The following is an 18,935-nucleotide window of genomic DNA, read 5'->3' on the forward strand; positions in this document are numbered from 1 at the left end:
CTCATCTCAACAAATTGATTTAGTCAAAAGCGCGTAGAATATCACATAAAATCAATAACTTTTAGACGCCAGGGTAATAGATGCAGGGAAAATATAAAAAAGATTAAAACGTATAGCCAATATACTCCTAAGAGACCATATCTTAATGAGGGGTATTTTATTGCCAATGTCCAGGTACATCCTAATACAATAACTGAGAGAACAATCGATTCGATTAGAGCTGAATTAGATTTTTTCATAACAACACCTATACAACTTTGGGGCGGTACCTAAAATTATCAAAAATCCCTAGGTACTATTGAGATAAACTAATTAAAAATTTTGCATATCCAACAGTTACTACCTATTTTGTCCAAATTAGCTTTAGTTTTTTAGTATGTTCGTATAATCAGGGCTAATATACATATTTTTATAGTATAGTTTAATTTTTGGTCAATTAAAGAAAAGAAATCATAATTTACCCTAATGTAATAGAAATAAAGGAAAAAAAGATTTTAACCCATAAAATTATCTGAGTGACTTACAGATATAATGCATGTTAAGCATATCGATTAATTAAGAATAAAATGAATTTATCTGGAAAATATTTCAATAAATTCGTGATATTGGCCAGCAGCGCGGGTATTTTGATTTCTGCCTTTTTTCGTTCAATTCCATTTACGATTTTTTTAGCAGCTTTTGTTGTACTGTAAAGAATGAATTGGGGAATCTTAAGTTGTTCTGTTAATGGAGTTTTTATAAAGGTAGGCAGCACTGTTGAAACAGTAATTTTTTCCTTTGCCAATTCAATTCTTAATCCCTGAAAAAAATTACGACTTGCAGCTTTGCTTGCTCCATAAGCCTCTGCCCGTGGTAAGCAAATATTCGACATGGCACTACTCATGCCAACAAGATGAGGACGAGTACTTGCTCGTAAAAGAGGAAGAGCAGCCTCAATACCATAAATCATACCTAAGAAATTGGTTTGCATGATCTCTTCAACGATCGTGCTGTCAAAATTTTTCACATCAAGCGGTTCATACTTACCCGCATTAAGAAAAACCACATCAACATAACCGTATTTTTCTTTTATTTTCGCTCCAACCTCTAAATTTTGATTTCTTTCTCTTACGTCAAACACAAAAAAATCGGCCTGGGTACTCTGTGCTATCTCTTGTAGTGCTGTTTGATTACAGTCTGAAAGAATAAGCTGATAACCGCGAGCATACATTTCTTTGGCTACCGCTTCACCTATACCAGAGGCAGCGCCAGTAATCCAGGCAATGGGTTTCATTAAAAAACCTTGGTTCATACTATCTAAAGATAATGGGAAACTATAATTTAAAAGTATAGATTAATAATAATAATTTTTTATTCTTTAATCCAAATTACAAGTTATTCTTTGTTTTGAGGGTTATTCCACCATCCTCCTCCCAAAGATTGGAATAGTGCTGCGGTATCATTATAACGCGTTGCAGCTGTTCGAATTACATTTAAATGGGCATTTAGATATGCTTCTTTTGCACTTAAAACAGAGATATAATTTATTTTGCCCAGTTGGTGTTGATTGGCGATTAGATTGAATCGAGCTCGTGTATTTTGTTCTACATTGACCTGAGCTTGGAGAAGTTCCGCATCAAATTCAAGAGCATGTAATACATCTGCTACATCTAAAAAGGCTTCAAGCATAATTTTTTTATATTTAGCGAATGCATACTCGTATTCCGCGATGGCCATTTTTCGTTTCGCACGTAAGGCACCTCCTTTAAGTAAAGTTTGTGCAATCTGACCTCCATAACTCCATACACTATTCATAGGATTAAATAAGTTACTTAAGGTTGTTGAGAACCAACCATAATTAGCTAATATATTGAATTTAGGAAATAGATCCGCCGTAGCAACTCCTATCTCTGCGCTGGCTTTATGCAACATCGCTTCGGCACTTCGTAAATCAGGACGTTGTCTTACAAGTTGAGAGGGTAAGCTAACTGGTAATTCCGTAGGTAAATGAAGACTGTTCAGGGTGAAATTAATGTGATGACTCTCACTAGGTAATGATCCAACAAGTACGGCAAGAGCATTATATTTTCTTGCTAAACTGTCTTTAATCGAGGGTAAAGTAGCCAGAGTCTTTTTTAGACGGTTTTCATTGCTTAATAAATCAAGGCGAGAAATATGCCCTAAATTATAATTGTTTGTTGTTATTCGCAACAATTCTCTTTGGCAATTGATAAGGTCTTGTGTTGTTTTTAACTGATCCTGTAATGAGGCGATAGTAATACTTGTAGTTACTATGTTTGCAGTTAAAGTTAAATAGGCAGCTTCCAATTCAAATCGTTCATAATCAATCTCAGCACGCAAAGCCTCCACTTGCCGAAGATTGCCTCCAAATAAATCGAGACTGTAAGAGACATTAACCGATGCATTATAAAGATCAAATTGATTCTTAAGGGTAAATGGGAGTTTTTGCCCAGGCAGGGGTGTAATATTTATTCCCGTGGCAAGCAAAGTATTTCTTTCGCGGCTTCCAAAAAATTGAGTACTGGCTGTCGGGAACAATTTGGGGCCAGCAACGAACAACAAATTGGCATGTGCTTTATGTAAATTTGCTTTACTCATCTCTACGGTAGGATTGTTTTTTAATCCTTGCTCGATAAGTGAGTTTAACTCCCTGGAATGAAAAAGGGTCCACCAGGAATTGGAAATATCACGATTATAGTGTAAGTGTTGTGATTTTCCTGCCGGAGTGGAAGCACTCACTGTTTTTGTGATTAAAGGGCCTTTATTATAAAGTGTTGCCTTTGGTGCTGCAGGAGAATGAAAATTAGGCCCAACCTTGCAGCTTGTGAGTAGTATCGTACATAAAAACAAATAAATTTTTTGCATTTGCTCTTCTTGTTCGTTTCTGTTGTGTACCTATCAGTGACATAGAATAAATCAGTTCAATCAATACTTGTTGAATTATAAGTCAGGTTAATACTCACAGGTTGCCCTGGATGTAAGTCACTAAATGCCGTTTTTACTGGCTTGGCTTCAATTCGATAAACAAATTTTGTTCTCGATGTTTCACTAAATATATAAGGAGGCGTATATTCCGTTTTAGAAGAAATATAACTTACAGTTGCTGGATAAGCCTTTTTACAGCCATCACAACTGATCATCACTTGATTTTTTAATTTTAGTTTTGCCAATAAAGGTTCAGGAACATAAAAAATAACTTTGAGATTGTCAGAAGAGACAATCGATACAACAGGGCGTTCCTTACTCACTAGTTCTCCGATTGTAAAATAAGTGTCGTATACATATCCTGAGATGGGGGAGTATATTTTTTTATTCGACTTGCTCCATTTTGCTTGTGTGAGTTCTGCCATAGAAGACTTGACTGTTGCTCTTTGAGCTAATAATGCCGCTTTGGCATTATTATAATTTCTTTTGACTTCTTCAAATTCCTCACGACTTACCCCCCCTGAGACCAGCAATTTTTGATACCTTTTAAATAAATTACTTTGGTAGTCAAGATCCGATTGTTTTAACTTAGTCACTACTAAAGCATGTGCAAGATTTGCTTTGGCTTTTGAGAGTTGGGATTTTTGTGGCTGTACATCCAAGGTAAATAGGGGATCACCTTTATAAACCAGGTTTCCTTTTTCAGTATCTAAGCTTATGAGATTTCCTGAAAAATTACTTGATATATAGGTATAATCAGCATCGACATATCCTTGTAAGGAGTTATTTTCTTTTTTACAAGCAACAATCGTTATGCATAAGATTAAAACAATCAACCATCTCGGGAAGAATTCTTGCATATTATCTCATTGTTAAATAATAAAAACCTAACCGGTAGAATTGAAAAGTACCACCAAATTACATTGGTTGACAATGTCTAAAACGATAATGTATCTGTTTCCAAAGGTAAATATGTAAGTTCATGAGAAACAATGATTGTCAGTTCGATTATTGTTAAGATAGGATATTTATAGTTAATTTTTCCTATTCTTATGCAGTTAAATCAAACTTTCTATCTTGGATGTCAAGCAAGAAGTTGAACTGATTCCTGCAATTGAAACAGAACTTTAATGCAATTTTTCAGGGTAGTTTCTACAGGTTGGGCTTAATTTCAATGGTTTTTAATGTTCGACATTAAGGAATGTGAATGATAGGGGATAAGTTTCTTCGAGTTTGGTCCATTGCAAAAAAAGAATTTATTCAAATTCGAAGGGACAGAGTCGTTTTTTTATGGTTATTGTTTGCTCCTGCAATGCAAATTCTTTTGTTTGGTTTTATTATTAACACGGATCCAAAACATTTACCAACAACAATTATTTCCTCAGAAGATACTCCTTTTACCCGCAGTTTATTGGAAGGACTGAAAAACACTCATTATTTTTCGATAGAAACAGTGGCAAAAGATGAAAAAACTGCAGAGCGTCTATTACTTAGTGGCAAGTCGTTATTTATTATTAATATTCCACCTAATTTTTCTCGGGATTTAATACGAGAAAAATATCCACATGTATTAATTGAAGCAGATGCTTCAGATCCGCTTACCGTAGCAAATGCATTTCGTGCCGCATCTGAACTCCCTTCCAGGGCATTTGAGCATGACTTACATGGTGCTCTTGAATACCTGGCTCCTAAAGATGAGGTGCCATTTGAGTTCGAGATTCAGGCTAAGTACAATCCTGAAAATATTCCACAGTACAACACCATACCTGGATTAATTGCTTATCTAATATTCGCAACGTTTACCGTGCTAACAGCGGTATCTATTAACTCAGAATTTGAACGAGGCACTTTTGAAACGCTGTTAATTACTCCCTTAACTCCTATAAATATTATTTTTGGTAAAGTGATACCTCATTTTATATTGGCCTATTTACTTTTTTTTATATTATTAATAATTGCTTATTTTATTTTTTCTATTCCTTTTTATGGTAGCTTGCCTCTCTACTTGTTGCTATTAGCTCCTTATTCAATATCCAATTTAGGTACAGGACTTGCCATCTCAGCGCTCACCAAATCACAGTTTACAGCTGTAAGTTTATCAAATGCTTATATACTTGTAGCCACATTAATTTCTGGATTTTTATTCCCATTTAATGGAATACCTCACTGGGCTCAATACCTCAGTCAAGTCATGCCGTTGACTCATTTTTTAAGAATCACTCGAAACAGTATGTTAAAAGGGGCTGGTTTTGATATTTTATGGCCGGATACATGGCCAATTATTCTCTTTACTGTATTTATTATTTTTTTAGCAACCCTTTTATTTAGAAAAACATTAGACTAATGAAGAACTATGCTTAAGCATCCGAATTTTAAAGGTACTGATTTCCTATGAAAAAAAATTCAGAGAGATATGAGGATCTTATTTTACATCATCCACTTTTTTGTCTGCTTGATTATCAAAGTGCTCATCAGCTGATAGGGCATGCGATGTCTGAATTTGTAGAGGCAGAACACATTATTGTTGTTGATGGAGATCCTATAGATTGTATTTACCTTGTTATTTCGGGAAAAGCAGAAGTAATTAGAACAGTACATGCTTTAGGAAAAAATCGTGAAACGCGCATTGCTACAGTAAAAAAAGGGGATATCATTGGTTTATCGTCAGAGGGCTTTGCTTCGCATACAGGTTTGCGTACCGCTTCGGTAAGAGCGCTAACTACGATGCATTTACTTAAAATAAGTCTTTATGATTTCCTTCAATTTTTAAAACAACCCCAAATTAGATATCCTAATTTAAAGAAATTGAGTGAGGAATTTCTTTTAATTCAATTCATTCGCGCTCACCACACCTTTCAAAATTTTTCTCATGAAAAAATACAAACTATGGTAAAAACTGCACGAAATATCAAAATTTCTGCGGGAACAAGTTTGTATAAAGAAGGAGATGTCGCTGATACCTGTTATTATCTTCTCAACGGCGAAGTAGCTCTTTTAAATTTAAAGGGAAGTAGTTCCACTGTAGTTAAAATAAATCAGATGTTTGGTGATGCAGAGTTTTTAACCAATATAAAAAGAAAGGAAAGTGCTTATGCAAAAGTGGATAGTGAGGTGTTAATTATGGAGGCTGAGGTCGTAAGAAAATTGATCCCCATTGAACACTCGCCCTCACTGTTTAAAAAAGTTATATCGAGACTTAGAAGAAAATAGCATTGGTTTTTTCAATCTTTTCTGTATGTATATAATTTTTATAGGATTTTTATGGAGAAAAGTAATTATATCATTGACGTAAGACATCTTACTAAACGATTCAATGAAAATCATGCAGTCAAAGATCTTGAACTTAAGGTGGAATATGGCGATATCTTTGGTTTTATTGGTCCTAATGGGGCAGGGAAAACTACTTCGATAAGAATGTTATGTGGTCTTATTACCCCAGACTCTGGAGTTGGGCAATGTGTTGGTTTTGATATTCTGACTGAATCACGACAGATCAAAACACTTGTCGGTTATATGTCACAAAATTTTGGTCTATATAAAGATCTTACTGTTTATGAAAATATGCTTTTTTTTGCTGAAATATATGGGGTAATGGATAGAAAGAATCAGATTGAAAAATACTTACATAAATTTGATTTATATAAACATAAAAATCAAATTGCAGGTACATTGTCTGGGGGATGGAAACAACGCCTTTCCCTTGCAGTTTCTTTGTTGCATGATCCTTTATTGTTATTATTGGATGAACCTACCGCTAACATTGATCCCAAAGCCAGACGTGAATTTTGGGACCTAATGCACCAACTATCGCGAGAAGGCATTACAATTTTATTGAGCTCACATAATTTGGATGAAGTAGATAAGTGTGACAAAATTGCATACATGTATTATGGACGTACGCTCTTGTCAGGAACTATCGAGGAAATCTTAAAAACCGTGAACTTAACTACCTGGGCTATAAAAGGAGTCAATTTAGCAATGTTGGCGCATCAACTAGAAGCGACTGAAGGAGTGGAACAGGTTTTACGATTTCATAATACCTTGCATGCAAGTAGTAAAAATCACGAAGAATTATCTAAGGCAATACAACCTTATATTAATAATGAATTTTTTCAAGGAAAAATAATCGATTCAACTTTAGAGGATGCTTTTGTTTGGCTCGCGACATTCGGAGCGCAGAGATTATAAATGATAAAAATGGAACTTTGGCGGGTTTTCTCAGTTGCTAAAAAAGAATTTATTCAGATTAAACGGAATCTTGCTACTTTTATCTTTTTATTCTTAATTCCTGTAATGCAAATACTTTTGTTTGGATTCATGATTAATACGAATCCTAAAAATTTACCAACTACTGTAATTTCTGCTGAAGAGACCACGTTTACCCATGCCTTGTTAGAAGGTTTCAAACATACAGGCTATTTCTCATTAGACTCTATTTCTTCTTCAGAAAAATCAGCAGAGAAGTTATTGCTTAGTGGCAAAGGACTTTTTGTGATTAACATTCCGCCTAATTTTTCCAGAGATTTAATTCGAGGAAAAAAACCGCATGTATTAATAGAAGCAGATGCATCTGATCCGATTTCAATCTCAAATGCATTTCGTGCTGCAGCTGAACTTCCTTCTAAGGTATTTGAGCGCGATTTGCGTGGTTCACTCGATTACCTTGCTCCTCGCCCGGCACCATTTGTATTTGATATTCATCCTAAATTTAATCCTGAGGGTATTGCACAATACAATACTGTACCTGGCCTAATTTCTGTATTAATTTTTACCACGCTCACTCTTCTTACTGCAATGTCCATTACTGCAGAGTATGAAGTAGGAACCTTCGAAACACTGTTAATGACCCCTCTTAGTGCAGTAAATATTATTTTTGGAAAAGTGATTCCTCATTTTTTTGTCGGCTATCTTATTTTGTTTATCTTATTAATGATTTCCATTTTTGTGTTCTCCGTTCCATTTTATGGCAGCGTATCTCTATATCTTTTCATCATGGCGTTTTATTCCATGAGCAATCTCTCCATGGGGCTTATCATTTCAGCGTTCGCTAAAACACAATTCCAAGCTGTTGCGGTAATAAGTGCTTATATATTGGTCGCTGTAATGACTTCCGGCTTTTTATTTCCTTTTAGTGGGATGCCAAATTGGGCCCAATACATCGGTCAAATAATACCACTAACCCATTTTATTAGAATTACACGCAATATTATGTTGAAAGGTGCTGATTTTAATATTCTTTGGCCTGATGTATGGCCAATTATTTTATTTACGATACTTATTATTGTTTTGGGTACTTTGGTTTTTAGAAAAACTCTAGATTAAGATTGATGGGATAAAGTAGATTATTGCTGGAATAGCTTAAAAATAAATCCCCGCAAGTGCGGGGATAATTAAATTTAGGGTAGAGGGAATTAAATATTAATCTGCTTTTTTACCCGCTAGCTTTTCTTTGATGCGTGCAGCACGACCAGCTAAATTACGGAGGTAATAAAGTTTAGCACGTCGTACATCGCCACGTCTTTTTACTGAAATGCTATCAACAATTGGGCTATAAGTTTGGAATACACGCTCAACACCAACACCGTGAGAAATTTTACGAACAGTGAATGCAGAGTTTAAACCACGATTACGTTTTGCTATGACAACACCTTCAAAAGCTTGTAAACGCTCACGGTTACCTTCAATTACTTTCACCTGAACCAAAACAGTATCACCTGGGTTGAAATCAGGGATTTCTTTGCCTTGCATTTGCTCAGCATTCAGTTGGTCAATAATATTAGTCATGGACTACTCCTCAAATTGGTTCTTCTTTTAGGAATCACCGTGTTCATACTTAAACTCAGCAAGCAATTGCTTGTCTGTTTCACTTAACTGTATTTTTTCAAGTAAATCTGGACGTTTTAGCCAGGTTTTACCCAGAGATTGTTTTCTTCGCCACAGTTCTATATCTCTGTGATTACCACCTAATAAAACGGGTGGTACTTCTAACCCGTCAACGGTTGCCGGTCGAGTATAATGAGGGCAATCCAACAAACCATTCATAAAAGAATCTTGTTCCGCTGAACCAAGATGCCCTAGACTCCCTGGTATTAAACGAATAATTGCATCGATAAATACCGTAGCAGCCAGCTCACCACCACTTAAAACAAAATCCCCAAGAGACCATTCTTCATCAACATACTGTTGAAGAATACGCTCATCAATTCCTTCATATCGCCCGGCAATAAAAAGCAAAGGTTGTCTGTCATTTGCCACTTGATTTAAGTCATTTTGTCGAATTACCTTACCTTGAGGACTCAGATAAATCGTTTTACAATGACCCGGCATTTGACTTCGCGCCTGCATAATTGCCCCTTTTAAGGGCTCATACATCATGACCATCCCCGGGCCGCCACCATAAGGCTTATCATCAACTTGCCTATAGGGCCTGGAAGACCAATCTCTTGGATTCCAGTAATCAATTTTGACCAATTCTTGCTCAATTGCTCTGCCCGTAATGCCATAATTCAAAGCATTAAGTATTTCAGGTATTAAGCTGATTACTCCGAGATGAAGCACCACTTAAAAATCCATATCCCAATCAACAGTAATTACTTGCTGCTCGGTATTAATATCTAATATAAATTGGCCGAGTAAATAAGGTATTAAATGCCTTTTATTACCTTCTACAACCAACACATCATTTGAGCCTGTAGGAATTATTTCAGTGACATTTCCAAAAGACTCACCTTGTTGGTTTATCACCTTCATACCTATAAGTTGGTGCCAGTAATATTCACCAGGTTTCAGTGTTTCCAGTTGTTCCTGTTGCACTGCAATTTCTACATTGGTGAGGTAAGCTACTGATTCGCGTTCAGGATAACCTTCAATTTGGACTATGATGGATTTATTTTGTACCTCAGCACGCAATAGTTTAATTGGCTCCCATTTATTATTTATAAAGGCATGCCAATTTGCATACTTCAGGACATTATCACGAGGTTCTGTAAAGGAGTGAACCGTAACAGAACCTTTAACACCATGTGGCCGCCCAAAACGGGCAATTACTATCCAGTTTTCCTGATTATTCACGTTATTAAGCAGCTTCGCCTTTTTTATTAAACTCTTTGACTAAAGCGCTTACGCGATCAGACAATTGTGCACCTACTTTTTGCCATTGGCTTAATTTTTCTGTATCAATGTGCAGACGAACTTCTTGCCCACGAGCTATAGGGTTAAAGTAACCGATACGCTCAATATAACTACCATCGCGGCGCTTGCGGCTGTCAGTAACGACCATATTATAAAACGGACGCTTTTTAGCGCCACCTCTTGATAAACGTATAACGACCATTGTTTTCCTCTACTTTAGAGTGGTTACGTAAAAATGCCGTGTATTGTACGAAAATTAATTCAGCATGTGAAGTAATTCTTGCGAATTATTTAAAATCATCGGGTAATATGCCTTTTAAACCAGCCATCCCACCAAGTCCACGCATCATTTTTTGCATTCCACCGGGTTTAGTAAATTTCTTCATCATTTTTTGCATTTGCTCAAATTGCTTTAATAACTTATTCACATCCTGTATTTGTGTTCCTGAACCCAAGGCAATGCGTTTTTTGCGTGATCCCACAATAAGCTTAGGTATACGACGCTCTTTGGGGGTCATGGAATTAATAATGGCAATGGTTTGCGCCATGGCTTTATCGCTAACTTGTTTCATTGCCTGCTGAGGCATCATTTGACCAACACCAGGTAGTTTACTCATCATCCCGGAAATGCCACCCATATTGTTCATTTGCAGGAGCTGTTGTTTAAAGTCCTCTAGATCAAAGCCTTTGCCCTTTTTCAGTTTTTTAGCAAGCTTTTCACTCGCTTGTTTATCTGCTTTGCGTTCAACTTCTTCAATAAGCGTGAGAATATCTCCCATGCCAAGAATTCTTGAGGCAATTCGCTCAGGATGAAACGGCTCCAAAGCATCTACTTTTTCACCACTACCAATAAATTTAATAGGTTGTCCAGTAATTTGCTTTACAGAAAGAGCTGCTCCACCGCGCGCATCACCATCCGTTTTGGTCAGAATGACCCCGGTTAACGGTAACGCTTCATGGAATGCTTTTGCTGTATTTGCAGCATCCTGCCCTGTCATACTATCAACAACAAACAGAGTCTCAATGGGATGTATTTCTTTGTGCAAGCCCTTAATTTCAGCCATCATATCGGCATCAATATGCAATCGGCCTGCCGTATCAATCAGCAAGACATCCATATATTGTTTCTTAGCTGTATCAAGTGCTTTTTTTGCAATGGTAAGTGGTTGTTCATTTGCTTCTGCTGGGAAGAAGGCGACACCTATTTGATCCGCTAATACTTTCAGCTGTTGTATTGCCGCAGGTCGATAAACGTCGACACTGGCTACCATTACTTTTTTATTCTCAGATTCTTTCAAGTAACGAGCTAATTTAGCAGTACTGGTTGTTTTACCTGAGCCTTGCAATCCTGCCATTAAGAATACCGCAGGAGGTTGGGTTTTAAAATTAAGCTCGGCACGTTCATCGCCCATGATATGGATTAATTCGTCATGAACGATTTTAACAAAGGCTTGATCGGGATTTAATTCAGTTAAGACTTCTTGCCCCAAAGCCTTTTGTTTTACTTGTTCAATAAATTCTTTAATAACAGGTAAGGCAACATCTGCTTCAAGCAGTGAAAGCCTGACTTCACGCAGGGCGTGCTGTACATTCTCTTCTGTTAATCGACCCTGTCCTCGTAAATTTTTAAAGGTGCGAGTCAAACGTTCGGTTAAGGTTTCAAACATGATATGTTGCCCGAAAAAAATAGGAACTATAGCACAGAGAAGCTATGATATGAAACTGCCAAGGCCATGGTATCAACTTAAGGTTACTGCGTATAAAAGTTGGAGTTGTGTAGCCCGGATAGACGAAGTCGTAATTTGAGTTAGGCTAAATCCTGTATATGCTACGCTAATCCGGGCTACATATAAAAAGTTTAATGTTCACTTCTCATGCGAGGGCGGGTGATTTTGTGCATAAAGACAGGAAAAAAGGCAGAGATTTTCTGATTAAATCATGTTATTTTACAATGCGTGTTAAAAATCTGCGGGTTGTTAAATGAAATTAAGGAACATTTTGTTTAATTATTACCCTATTATTAAGGGTTTCTTAAGCTAATTTTTATATAATTAAGCTTCTGCAAGCCCCAAAATGCACTGAAGGAATGCGATGATCGATAAAAAACATTCACTGACAATTTTCAGTCTGACTATGATAACAGTTGGTTCTGTGGACAGCATACGCAATTTGCCTGCTACAGCCTTATTTGGTAGTCAATTAATTTTTTATTTTGTTTTGGGTGCTTTATTTTTTCTAATCCCCACAGCTTTGGTTTCAGCAGAGTTGGCTTCAGGATGGCCACGACAGGGTGGGATTTACATATGGGTAAAACAGGCTTTTGGCAAAAAAATGGGCTTCTTGGCCATTTGGTTGCAGTGGATAGAAAATGTAATTTGGTATCCAACGATTTTATCTTTTGTCGCAGGAACTATTGGCTACTTAATTAATCCTCAGTTAACGAGCAATCCTTATTTTCTCTGGGCGGTAATCGTTAGTTCATTTTGGGGCGCGACGATATTGAATTTGCGGGGAATGAAATCATCTGCCGCGTTCAGTAATCTGTGTTCTCTTGCAGGTTTATTATTGCCTATGTCATTAATTATTGGTCTTGGAGCCGTGTGGGTTACTCAAGGTAATCCTTTACAAATTCAATTTGATATTCCAAGTATCGTGCCACATCCGTCCGATAAATCCATGTGGGTGTCCTTAACTGCAATTATTATGTCTTTTTGTGGTATAGAAATCGCGACAGTTCATGCCAATGACGTAAATAACCCACAGCATGCTTTTCCCAAAGTCTTAATTTATTCAGTAGGAATTATTTTAAGTACTTTAATTCTTGGGTCTTTAGCCATTGCCATTGTTTTACCAGGCAAAGATATCAATTTAGTGGCCGGCATTATGCAAGCATTCGAGGCATTCTTCTCCAGCTATCAATTATCGTGGATGATGCCAGTAGTTGCTATAATGCTGGTTTTGGGAGGACTGGGCGGTGTGAGTAACTGGATAATTGCTCCCACAAAAGGGCTACTGGTTGCTGCAGAAGATGGGAATTTGCCTGATTATTTTCAACGTACGAATGCAAAAGGTGCTCCAGCCGTAATGCTTTATACTCAGGCGAGTATTGTCACAATCTTATCAGGCTTATTCTTATTTATGCCCAGTGTGAATGGATCTTATTGGTTATTAACTGCTTTAGCAGCGCAATTGTATATGTTGATGTATTTCATTATGTTTGCAGCAGCAATTAAATTGCGGTTTGCTGAACCTCATCATCAGCGACCTTTTGCAATTCCAGGGGGGATGTTGGGTATGTTATTTGTCGCAGGTATAGGCATTATTGGTGTATGTGCTACCTTGGCAGTGAGTTTTATTCCACCAGATGGAATTAATGTAGGTAGCATGGCGCGTTATGAATTGACACTAATTGGAGGCTTAATTTTAATGTGTTTACCTCCATTTATAAGTTCTTGGTCGCGAGAAAAGACAGTGGCATTGGAAGCTGTTGTTCCTGATTAAAGATTCTTGCACACGTTTCTTGCCCTGTAGAAAGGGCATTTATGGTCAAAAAGCATGGCGGATATCCCAGCTGAATCTAATGAATTACTGAGCCAGTTAATGGCAAGATTACCTGAATTGGAATGGAAAATTAACGAGCTCGGCTCCTTTTTTTCAAGTCATCGTTTGCCCAAAGGGTTGTTTCGGATTGATGAAGGGGTAAGTGGTGTTGCATGTATTGCAGAAATCAAAGCGGACATACATGCTTTAAGTAAACAACAAAATAGGCAAAGTGCCTTTTATTTGGCAGAGCGAATCAGACGAAAAATTAATGTTTTGGTTGTTTTGTGTCAAATGCATCAAACAAGCAATAAACCAGAGGAAAAACGTTCATTCGGCATCAAGATGTTAAGTACCAGGCGGCAATGGATAAATGATCTTGAGGCGGAAATTAAAACCTTAGAAGAACAGCAACAAGCCATGACTAAAGCGTTAGAACATCTGAGACATAATCATAACTCCAGCGCAATTTTGCATTTGAAAGCGGAATTGGGGGAAGTAGCGCGTCGCCTAACTTTGGCTAAAGAAACGCTAAATCGAGCTGTTTCTTGATCATCAATCTTTTTCTTAATAAAGTAATGCGGTAAATTTCGTGAGTTCGAGATGCAAGACTTTTTTATGCCTTGTGTATCGCTCAGTGAACGTATCCCGTAAAGTTTATCTCTGCAAAGGCAGGGATACTAGTATTTGTACGAGATCCAGTTCAAAATAATCGTGTGCCTTAGCATAATTATTAAATATGATTACTCAACTGAATCACTTATTTGTCTTATAAATCATAAGAAAGATAAGTGGAAATGGGTAGTTTCAAAAAGGAGCGTTCTAAATGTCAGATAAATTTTCTCAAATCACCAAAGACATCAGTACTCAATTAGCGAAAATGCGTAAGGAAATGCCGGAAGTAATGTCTGGATTTTCAGCTCTTGCGCAAGGCGCCACTAAAGACGGTGTACTCGATAAAAAAACAAAAGAATTAATTGCTATGGCTCTTGCTGTTGCAAAACAATGCGATGGTTGCATCGGATTTCATGCGCAAACGTTAATTAAATTACAAGCAACACGCGAAGAATTTTTAGAAACTTTAGGCATGGCTGTATATATGGGGGGTGGCCCATCCCTAATGTATGCTGCAGAAGCTTTAGAAGCTTTTGAAGAGTTCAGTAAATAATACCACTTAAGAATCGATCAAATGGTCGGGTCTTGACCCGACCCTGCTAATGTGGTTCAGCTGATGGTTGTGGTGTTGGTGGCTGCACTGCTGATGGTTGTCCTAACGCCGCAGAAACATGAATCATTTCATTTTTGGCTGCAGTATTCTGTTGACATGGGTAGTGTTTACTCGCACCTAACCAGGCAACTTGTGATACCGTCATGGAGTCTTTATCACTTTGCTGGCTTGATATTTCTTTGTAAGTTTGCTGAATCAGCTCACAAAGAGTCGGTGCAGTAAGTTGTACACTTGGTGGTAAGCAAAAAATAGGGTTACCCTGATTTCTTGCAATTTCATTCGCCTGAATCATTGTTTCAGCAATGCTTTCGCAGGTTATTGTCAAAACATGGCGGGCAGACCGAGCCCAGGCTTGGGCTTGGGGATCTGCTTTAACTTCCATCTGCGGAATATTATTAGCAATATTCATATAGTTTTTTATGGTGTCAGCATGTATGCAATGACAAAAGAATAAGAAACTGAATAATAAAATACGCATAATTATACCCTTAAAATTGATGTAAGCATTCACGCTGTATCATCAGCAAGTCCGATTTGAGCTCAGGTTGAACGGAAAATATTTAATGTATGCTGCACTTTCCTCAGCATATTTTCCGTTCAACCTAAGCTCAAACCTGACTTTTTACCAAGATTGAAGCATATTCCCTGAATGGTTACAAATTAAATGCCATGAGGCTTAATTAAACCCAGTTTAAAAGCAATTAATAAAAATATAAATAAACTCACTGAAATACTTATTCTTATGGTTAAGGCTTTAATGGTTCGTTTGGAGTTACCTGAATCACGAATAAGAAAAATAAGACCGCTTGCTAGAGAAGCAGCGATGATAATCATGGCAAAGATGATGATAATTTTGGTGATCATTTGTTATACTCCTGAAATTGCCGTCTGATTATGACTAACGTTTGAACAATTAAATAATGATGCCTAGTTTAACCTGTTTTAAATTTCGTTTCACCCCAAGCTGGCCGATGTTGATTCTTGCTATCTTGTTTTTTTCCTTATTTGTACGCCTTGGCTTTTGGCAAGTTGCTCGTGCAGATGAAAAAACAAAAATGATTTTTGCACAAAAGACACAAGAAAGGCAAAAACCAGTTCTTTGGACCTCACAGAAAAAATTGCCTTTGCAATACGAACGCATCGTATTGAAAGGGAAGTATTTGTCTCAAATATTCTTATTGGATAATCAGCATCATAAGCATCAATTTGGTTACGATGTACTATCTCCCCTTGAATTATCTGATGGCACCATCATTATAGTTGATCGAGGCTGGGTACCTGGTGAGTTGACACGCCGAGTTCTCCCCAATGTTCAAATTCCCAAAGGGACAGTAGAATTACAGGGTTCAACATACTTTCCAAGCAAAAATCAATGGGTTTTGGGCCCTGCTTTGGAAGAAAAGGGGAATAAAATGATCATTTTAGAACGTGTGGATGATCAATTGATGAGTCAAATTTTGCAAAAATCAGTCTCTCCGTTTATTATTCGCCTCGACAAGCAAGATACAAATGGATTTGTGCGTGAATGGGAGACGGTATCCATGCCTCCGCAGCGGCATCTGGCTTATGCTTTGCAGTGGTTTGTTATGGCATTGGTGGTTCTAATTATATTTGTAGCATTAAATCTGAAGAAAAAAGATGAGAAAACAAACTAGTAAATATTATATTTTATTGTTGTTAGTTGTAATATTCGCCACTCCTGGAGTAGCTGCTTATGTGTTTTTTCAGCACCCTTCCTGGTTGGGATCTGCACGGGTCAATAAAGGGACTTTACTGAATCCACCAGTACAATTGGGTGCTTTGGAAGGAAAGTCTAAATGGAGTATCATTTTTTGGAGTCCAAAAACTTGTGATCAGGCATGTGTGAAACAATTGGATGTCTTGGCTCGAATTCGTCTGGCATTAGGGCGTAAATTGTACCAGGTCGATCAATGGCTTCTTATCAGTGATAAAGCACCTCCTTTATCGCAAGAGCAACAATCCTTTTTAAAGGATATAGATTTTAAAGTGGCGAAATTATCTGCGACAGAGCTTGTTGCAAAAGGTACTTTATTCTCAAAATCGAAAGTATTTGTAGCTGATCCAGGTAATTATTTAATTCTCAGTTACGCACCTCAGGCTAATCCTGAGGATGTATATAAAGATTTGAAATTGTTGCTGAATACAACAGAAAACAAGAGTGATTAACCTGATGCAGAATAAATTATTACGGTATGTAGTATCATTTGCTGTACTTTTATCATTATTAGTCGTGATGCTAGGGGCATATACGCGCTTGACCGATGCTGGCTTAGGTTGTCCTGATTGGCCTGGTTGTTATGGACAGATGGTTCTTCCGAGTGCTAAAGAAAAGTTACAGGCAGCTCAGACTCACTATCCAAAAATTCCTATCGAATCGAGAAAGGCATGGACTGAAATGGTCCATCGTTATGCCGCGGGGTCTTTAGCTTTATTGATCTTTTTTATTGTTTTTTATGCACTACGCAAGCGCTTACAAGGTAATTATTTGATGCCTTGGCATTTACCGACTGCATTATTCATACTGGTTTTTTTTCAAGCTGCTTTGGGAATGTGGACAGTAACCTTAAAGTTACTGCCGGTAGTGGTCATGGGGCATCTTTTAGGCGGGATGCTTATTGTTGCTTGTTTAAGCCGTTTTCGATTGCAAATCAGTTCATTAAGTGGGCAGGATTTACCGCAATGGCGCCCTTGGTTGCGTCTTGGAGTAATCATCGTATTCTTACAAATCGCTTTGGGTGGTTGGGTGAGCTCAAACTATGCAGGAATCTCATGTATTGGTTTCCCTCAGTGTAATGGGGTGTGGTTGCCTGATTTGCATTTCGCACAAGGATTTAATTTATTTTCACCAGTAGGGGCTAATTATCAAGGTGGTTTATTAGATCATGATGTTCGGGTAACAATTCAATGGATTCATCGATTAGGAGCAGTAATTACTGCTACTTATCTTTTTGTGCTTGTTTTATTAATCCTGTTGCGAAGCAGTTTCAATTATCTCAAAAAAGCTGCTGTGCTGATATTCCTATTAGTATTAGTGCAATTTACTTTAGGCATTCTCAATGTAGTTTATCTACTCCCAATCAGTGTCGCTGTAGCGCATAACGGAGTTGCGGCTCTATTATTGGCAACGGTATTTAGTACACTTCATTTTACGCGTAAGGGGCAAAATGATGCACGTTGATCATGTAGTTCAACCCTCGTCAGCTGCTTGGCGTGATTATCTTGAGTTATGTAAGCCTCGAGTGGTGTTACTGATGTTGCTGACTGTAGTTGTTGGTATGTACTTGGCAACACCAGGCTGGGTCAGTCTGTCATTATTATTTTTTTCCTTAATTGGTATTGGTCTGTGTGCAGGAAGTGCCGCTGCAATTAATCATTTAGTGGATAAACGAATTGATGCCATCATGGCCAGAACTAAAAAAAGGCCTGTTGCCAGTGGCCATGTTTCAGTACGTCAGGCTTTAGGGTTTGCTTTAATCATGGGAACCCTTGGCTTGATCATTTTAGTAGTTTTTGTAAATCAATTAACTGCCTTGCTGACCTTTGTTACCCTGATTGGCTATGCTGGTATTTATACAGGCTATTTAAAAAGAGCCACGTCCCAAAACATAGTCATAGGAGGATTAGCTGGGGCTGCTCCACCATTACTTGGATGGACGGCAGTGACGAATCAATTGGACCCCCAAGCATTATTGTTGGTATTAATTATTTTTATTTGGACGCCGCCCCATTTTTGGGCTTTAGCGATCTATCGCTATGAAGAGTACAAAGATGCGCAAATTCCAATGTTACCCGTGACTCATGGCATTGAATTTACTAAATTGAATGTTTATTTATATACCATTTTATTATTGGTAGTAAGCATTTTGCCTTTTGTTATCGGAATGAGTGGTTTGTTTTATTTAATAGGGGCTATAGTGCTTGGTGGGCGTTTTTTATTTTGGTCTCACAAGTTATATCGCACAGATAAGCCAGTAGTTGCGATGCAAACATTTAGATTTTCAATAGTGTATTTGATGTTATTGTTTGTTTTTTTATTGTTCGATCATTATTTATAGGGAATGTTTTGAAATAAGTCCCATGCCACAATTCA

Annotated in this window: 21 protein-coding genes; 11 read left to right on the plus strand and 10 right to left on the minus strand. The window is 37.4% G+C overall.

Features of this window, described 5'->3' with window-relative positions; translation table 11 throughout:
* Positions 1–538 precede the first annotated feature (538 nt).
* The 3 genes from Lstg_RS07830 to Lstg_RS07840 all read right to left on the minus strand — a co-directional run bounded on the left by Lstg_RS07830 (position 539) and on the right by Lstg_RS07840 (position 3,785).
* Positions 539–1,273, minus strand: coding sequence for an SDR family NAD(P)-dependent oxidoreductase (locus Lstg_RS07830; RefSeq protein WP_058477112.1), 735 nt, complete (start codon positions 1,271–1,273; stop codon positions 539–541).
* Between the two features lie 101 nt (positions 1,274–1,374).
* On the minus strand, positions 1,375–2,865 hold the full coding sequence (locus Lstg_RS07835; RefSeq protein ID WP_058477113.1) for an efflux transporter outer membrane subunit: 1,491 nt from the start codon (positions 2,863–2,865) through the stop codon (positions 1,375–1,377).
* 56 nt (positions 2,866–2,921) lie between these two features.
* Positions 2,922–3,785, minus strand: a complete 864-nt coding sequence (locus Lstg_RS07840; protein WP_058477114.1) for an HlyD family secretion protein — start codon at positions 3,783–3,785, stop codon at positions 2,922–2,924.
* A gap of 347 nt (positions 3,786–4,132) precedes the next feature.
* On the opposite strand from Lstg_RS07840, the gene Lstg_RS07845 reads away from it, so the two are divergent.
* Genes Lstg_RS07845 through Lstg_RS07860 form a run of 4 tightly spaced genes read left to right on the plus strand, consistent with a single transcriptional unit; the run spans position 4,133 to position 8,247 of the window.
* Entirely contained in the window at positions 4,133–5,269 is a 1,137-nt protein-coding gene (locus tag Lstg_RS07845) for an ABC transporter permease (protein WP_058477115.1), read from the plus strand.
* A gap of 47 nt (positions 5,270–5,316) precedes the next feature.
* Positions 5,317–6,135 carry a cyclic nucleotide-binding domain-containing protein gene (locus Lstg_RS07850; RefSeq protein WP_058477116.1) on the plus strand — a complete coding sequence of 273 codons (819 nt, stop codon included), beginning with the start codon at positions 5,317–5,319 and terminating at the stop codon, positions 6,133–6,135.
* Positions 6,136–6,186: 51 nt separating this feature from the next.
* A complete protein-coding gene (locus Lstg_RS07855) occupies positions 6,187–7,113 on the plus strand; it encodes an ABC transporter ATP-binding protein (RefSeq protein WP_058477117.1) in 927 nt (308 codons plus the stop codon).
* Positions 7,114–8,247: an ABC transporter permease gene (locus tag Lstg_RS07860; RefSeq protein ID WP_058477118.1), complete on the plus strand. Its 1,134-nt coding sequence runs from the start codon at positions 7,114–7,116 to the stop codon at positions 8,245–8,247.
* Between the two features lie 96 nt (positions 8,248–8,343).
* Here Lstg_RS07860 and rplS read toward each other — a convergent pair whose 3' ends face one another.
* The 5 genes from rplS to ffh form a co-directional block, all read right to left on the minus strand.
* Positions 8,344–8,709 (minus strand): 50S ribosomal protein L19, encoded by a 366-nt coding sequence (gene rplS / locus Lstg_RS07865; RefSeq protein ID WP_058477119.1) that lies wholly within the window; start codon positions 8,707–8,709, stop codon positions 8,344–8,346.
* A gap of 27 nt (positions 8,710–8,736) precedes the next feature.
* The gene (gene trmD / locus Lstg_RS07870; RefSeq protein ID WP_058477120.1) at positions 8,737–9,486 is read right to left on the minus strand and encodes a tRNA (guanosine(37)-N1)-methyltransferase TrmD; all 750 of its coding nucleotides are present in this window, start codon (positions 9,484–9,486) and stop codon (positions 8,737–8,739) included.
* Complete coding sequence (gene rimM, locus Lstg_RS07875) at positions 9,487–9,996, minus strand: ribosome maturation factor RimM (protein WP_058477121.1); 510 nt, start codon at positions 9,994–9,996, stop codon at positions 9,487–9,489.
* Positions 9,997–10,000: 4 nt separating this feature from the next.
* The gene (gene rpsP / locus Lstg_RS07880) at positions 10,001–10,258 is read right to left on the minus strand and encodes a 30S ribosomal protein S16 (protein ID WP_058477122.1); all 258 of its coding nucleotides are present in this window, start codon (positions 10,256–10,258) and stop codon (positions 10,001–10,003) included.
* A gap of 85 nt (positions 10,259–10,343) precedes the next feature.
* A complete protein-coding gene (gene ffh / locus Lstg_RS07885; RefSeq protein ID WP_058477123.1) occupies positions 10,344–11,723 on the minus strand; it encodes a signal recognition particle protein in 1,380 nt (459 codons plus the stop codon).
* Positions 11,724–12,147: 424 nt separating this feature from the next.
* Between ffh and Lstg_RS07890 the strand changes: the two genes are divergently transcribed.
* From Lstg_RS07890 to Lstg_RS07900, 3 genes are all read left to right on the plus strand, one after another.
* Positions 12,148–13,557, plus strand: coding sequence for an APC family permease (locus Lstg_RS07890; RefSeq protein ID WP_058477124.1), 1,410 nt, complete (start codon positions 12,148–12,150; stop codon positions 13,555–13,557).
* A gap of 54 nt (positions 13,558–13,611) precedes the next feature.
* Entirely contained in the window at positions 13,612–14,148 is a 537-nt protein-coding gene (locus Lstg_RS07895) for a hypothetical protein (RefSeq protein ID WP_058477125.1), read from the plus strand.
* A gap of 274 nt (positions 14,149–14,422) precedes the next feature.
* On the plus strand, positions 14,423–14,764 hold the full coding sequence (locus tag Lstg_RS07900; RefSeq protein WP_058477126.1) for a carboxymuconolactone decarboxylase family protein: 342 nt from the start codon (positions 14,423–14,425) through the stop codon (positions 14,762–14,764).
* 46 nt (positions 14,765–14,810) lie between these two features.
* Here the strand turns inward: Lstg_RS07900 and Lstg_RS07905 are convergent, their stop codons facing one another.
* Together Lstg_RS07905 and Lstg_RS07910 are read right to left on the minus strand one after the other, a co-directional pair.
* Positions 14,811–15,302: a hypothetical protein gene (locus Lstg_RS07905; protein WP_058477127.1), complete on the minus strand. Its 492-nt coding sequence runs from the start codon at positions 15,300–15,302 to the stop codon at positions 14,811–14,813.
* Between the two features lie 182 nt (positions 15,303–15,484).
* Entirely contained in the window at positions 15,485–15,688 is a 204-nt protein-coding gene (locus Lstg_RS07910; protein ID WP_058477128.1) for a twin transmembrane helix small protein, read from the minus strand.
* Positions 15,689–15,747: 59 nt separating this feature from the next.
* Here Lstg_RS07910 and Lstg_RS07915 point away from each other — a divergent pair, with 59 nt between their 5' ends.
* Genes Lstg_RS07915 through cyoE form a run of 4 tightly spaced genes read left to right on the plus strand, consistent with a single transcriptional unit; the run spans position 15,748 to position 18,900 of the window.
* Positions 15,748–16,479 carry an SURF1 family protein gene (locus Lstg_RS07915; RefSeq protein ID WP_172462843.1) on the plus strand — a complete coding sequence of 244 codons (732 nt, stop codon included), beginning with the start codon at positions 15,748–15,750 and terminating at the stop codon, positions 16,477–16,479.
* Positions 16,463–17,011, plus strand: a complete 549-nt coding sequence (locus tag Lstg_RS07920) for a hypothetical protein (RefSeq protein WP_058477130.1) — start codon at positions 16,463–16,465, stop codon at positions 17,009–17,011. Before Lstg_RS07915 ends, Lstg_RS07920 begins: the two co-directional genes overlap by 17 nt.
* A gap of 4 nt (positions 17,012–17,015) precedes the next feature.
* Positions 17,016–18,023: a COX15/CtaA family protein gene (locus Lstg_RS07925; RefSeq protein ID WP_172462821.1), complete on the plus strand. Its 1,008-nt coding sequence runs from the start codon at positions 17,016–17,018 to the stop codon at positions 18,021–18,023.
* The gene (gene cyoE / locus Lstg_RS07930; RefSeq protein ID WP_058477132.1) at positions 18,013–18,900 is read left to right on the plus strand and encodes a heme o synthase; all 888 of its coding nucleotides are present in this window, start codon (positions 18,013–18,015) and stop codon (positions 18,898–18,900) included. Before Lstg_RS07925 ends, cyoE begins: the two co-directional genes overlap by 11 nt.
* The last annotated feature ends 35 nt before the right edge of the window (positions 18,901–18,935 follow it).

Source organism: Legionella steigerwaltii, from assembly GCF_001468065.1.
Lineage (GTDB): Bacteria > Pseudomonadota > Gammaproteobacteria > Legionellales > Legionellaceae > Legionella > Legionella steigerwaltii.

What these genes read in the sequence shown, in the direction of transcription:
- Lstg_RS07915 (WP_172462843.1), top strand. Translation starts at nt 15,748, where the DNA reads ATGCCTAGTTTAACCTGTTTTAAATTTCGTTTCACCCCAAGCTGGCCG.
- Lstg_RS07840 (WP_058477114.1), bottom strand. Translation starts at nt 3,785, where the DNA reads ATGCAAGAATTCTTCCCGAGATGGTTGATTGTTTTAATCTTATGCATA.
- Lstg_RS07895 (WP_058477125.1), top strand. Translation starts at nt 13,612, where the DNA reads ATGGCGGATATCCCAGCTGAATCTAATGAATTACTGAGCCAGTTAATG.
- cyoE (WP_058477132.1), top strand. Translation starts at nt 18,013, where the DNA reads ATGCACGTTGATCATGTAGTTCAACCCTCGTCAGCTGCTTGGCGTGAT.
- Lstg_RS07900 (WP_058477126.1), top strand. Translation starts at nt 14,423, where the DNA reads ATGTCAGATAAATTTTCTCAAATCACCAAAGACATCAGTACTCAATTA.
- rpsP (WP_058477122.1), bottom strand. Translation starts at nt 10,258, where the DNA reads ATGGTCGTTATACGTTTATCAAGAGGTGGCGCTAAAAAGCGTCCGTTT.
- Lstg_RS07905 (WP_058477127.1), bottom strand. Translation starts at nt 15,302, where the DNA reads ATGCGTATTTTATTATTCAGTTTCTTATTCTTTTGTCATTGCATACAT.
- ffh (WP_058477123.1), bottom strand. Translation starts at nt 11,723, where the DNA reads ATGTTTGAAACCTTAACCGAACGTTTGACTCGCACCTTTAAAAATTTA.
- Lstg_RS07860 (WP_058477118.1), top strand. Translation starts at nt 7,114, where the DNA reads ATGATAAAAATGGAACTTTGGCGGGTTTTCTCAGTTGCTAAAAAAGAA.
- Lstg_RS07890 (WP_058477124.1), top strand. Translation starts at nt 12,148, where the DNA reads ATGATCGATAAAAAACATTCACTGACAATTTTCAGTCTGACTATGATA.
- Lstg_RS07845 (WP_058477115.1), top strand. Translation starts at nt 4,133, where the DNA reads ATGATAGGGGATAAGTTTCTTCGAGTTTGGTCCATTGCAAAAAAAGAA.
- Lstg_RS07910 (WP_058477128.1), bottom strand. Translation starts at nt 15,688, where the DNA reads ATGATCACCAAAATTATCATCATCTTTGCCATGATTATCATCGCTGCT.
- rplS (WP_058477119.1), bottom strand. Translation starts at nt 8,709, where the DNA reads ATGACTAATATTATTGACCAACTGAATGCTGAGCAAATGCAAGGCAAA.
- Lstg_RS07830 (WP_058477112.1), bottom strand. Translation starts at nt 1,273, where the DNA reads ATGAAACCCATTGCCTGGATTACTGGCGCTGCCTCTGGTATAGGTGAA.
- Lstg_RS07835 (WP_058477113.1), bottom strand. Translation starts at nt 2,865, where the DNA reads ATGCAAAAAATTTATTTGTTTTTATGTACGATACTACTCACAAGCTGC.
- Lstg_RS07855 (WP_058477117.1), top strand. Translation starts at nt 6,187, where the DNA reads ATGGAGAAAAGTAATTATATCATTGACGTAAGACATCTTACTAAACGA.
- Lstg_RS07920 (WP_058477130.1), top strand. Translation starts at nt 16,463, where the DNA reads ATGAGAAAACAAACTAGTAAATATTATATTTTATTGTTGTTAGTTGTA.
- Lstg_RS07925 (WP_172462821.1), top strand. Translation starts at nt 17,016, where the DNA reads ATGCAGAATAAATTATTACGGTATGTAGTATCATTTGCTGTACTTTTA.
- Lstg_RS07850 (WP_058477116.1), top strand. Translation starts at nt 5,317, where the DNA reads ATGAAAAAAAATTCAGAGAGATATGAGGATCTTATTTTACATCATCCA.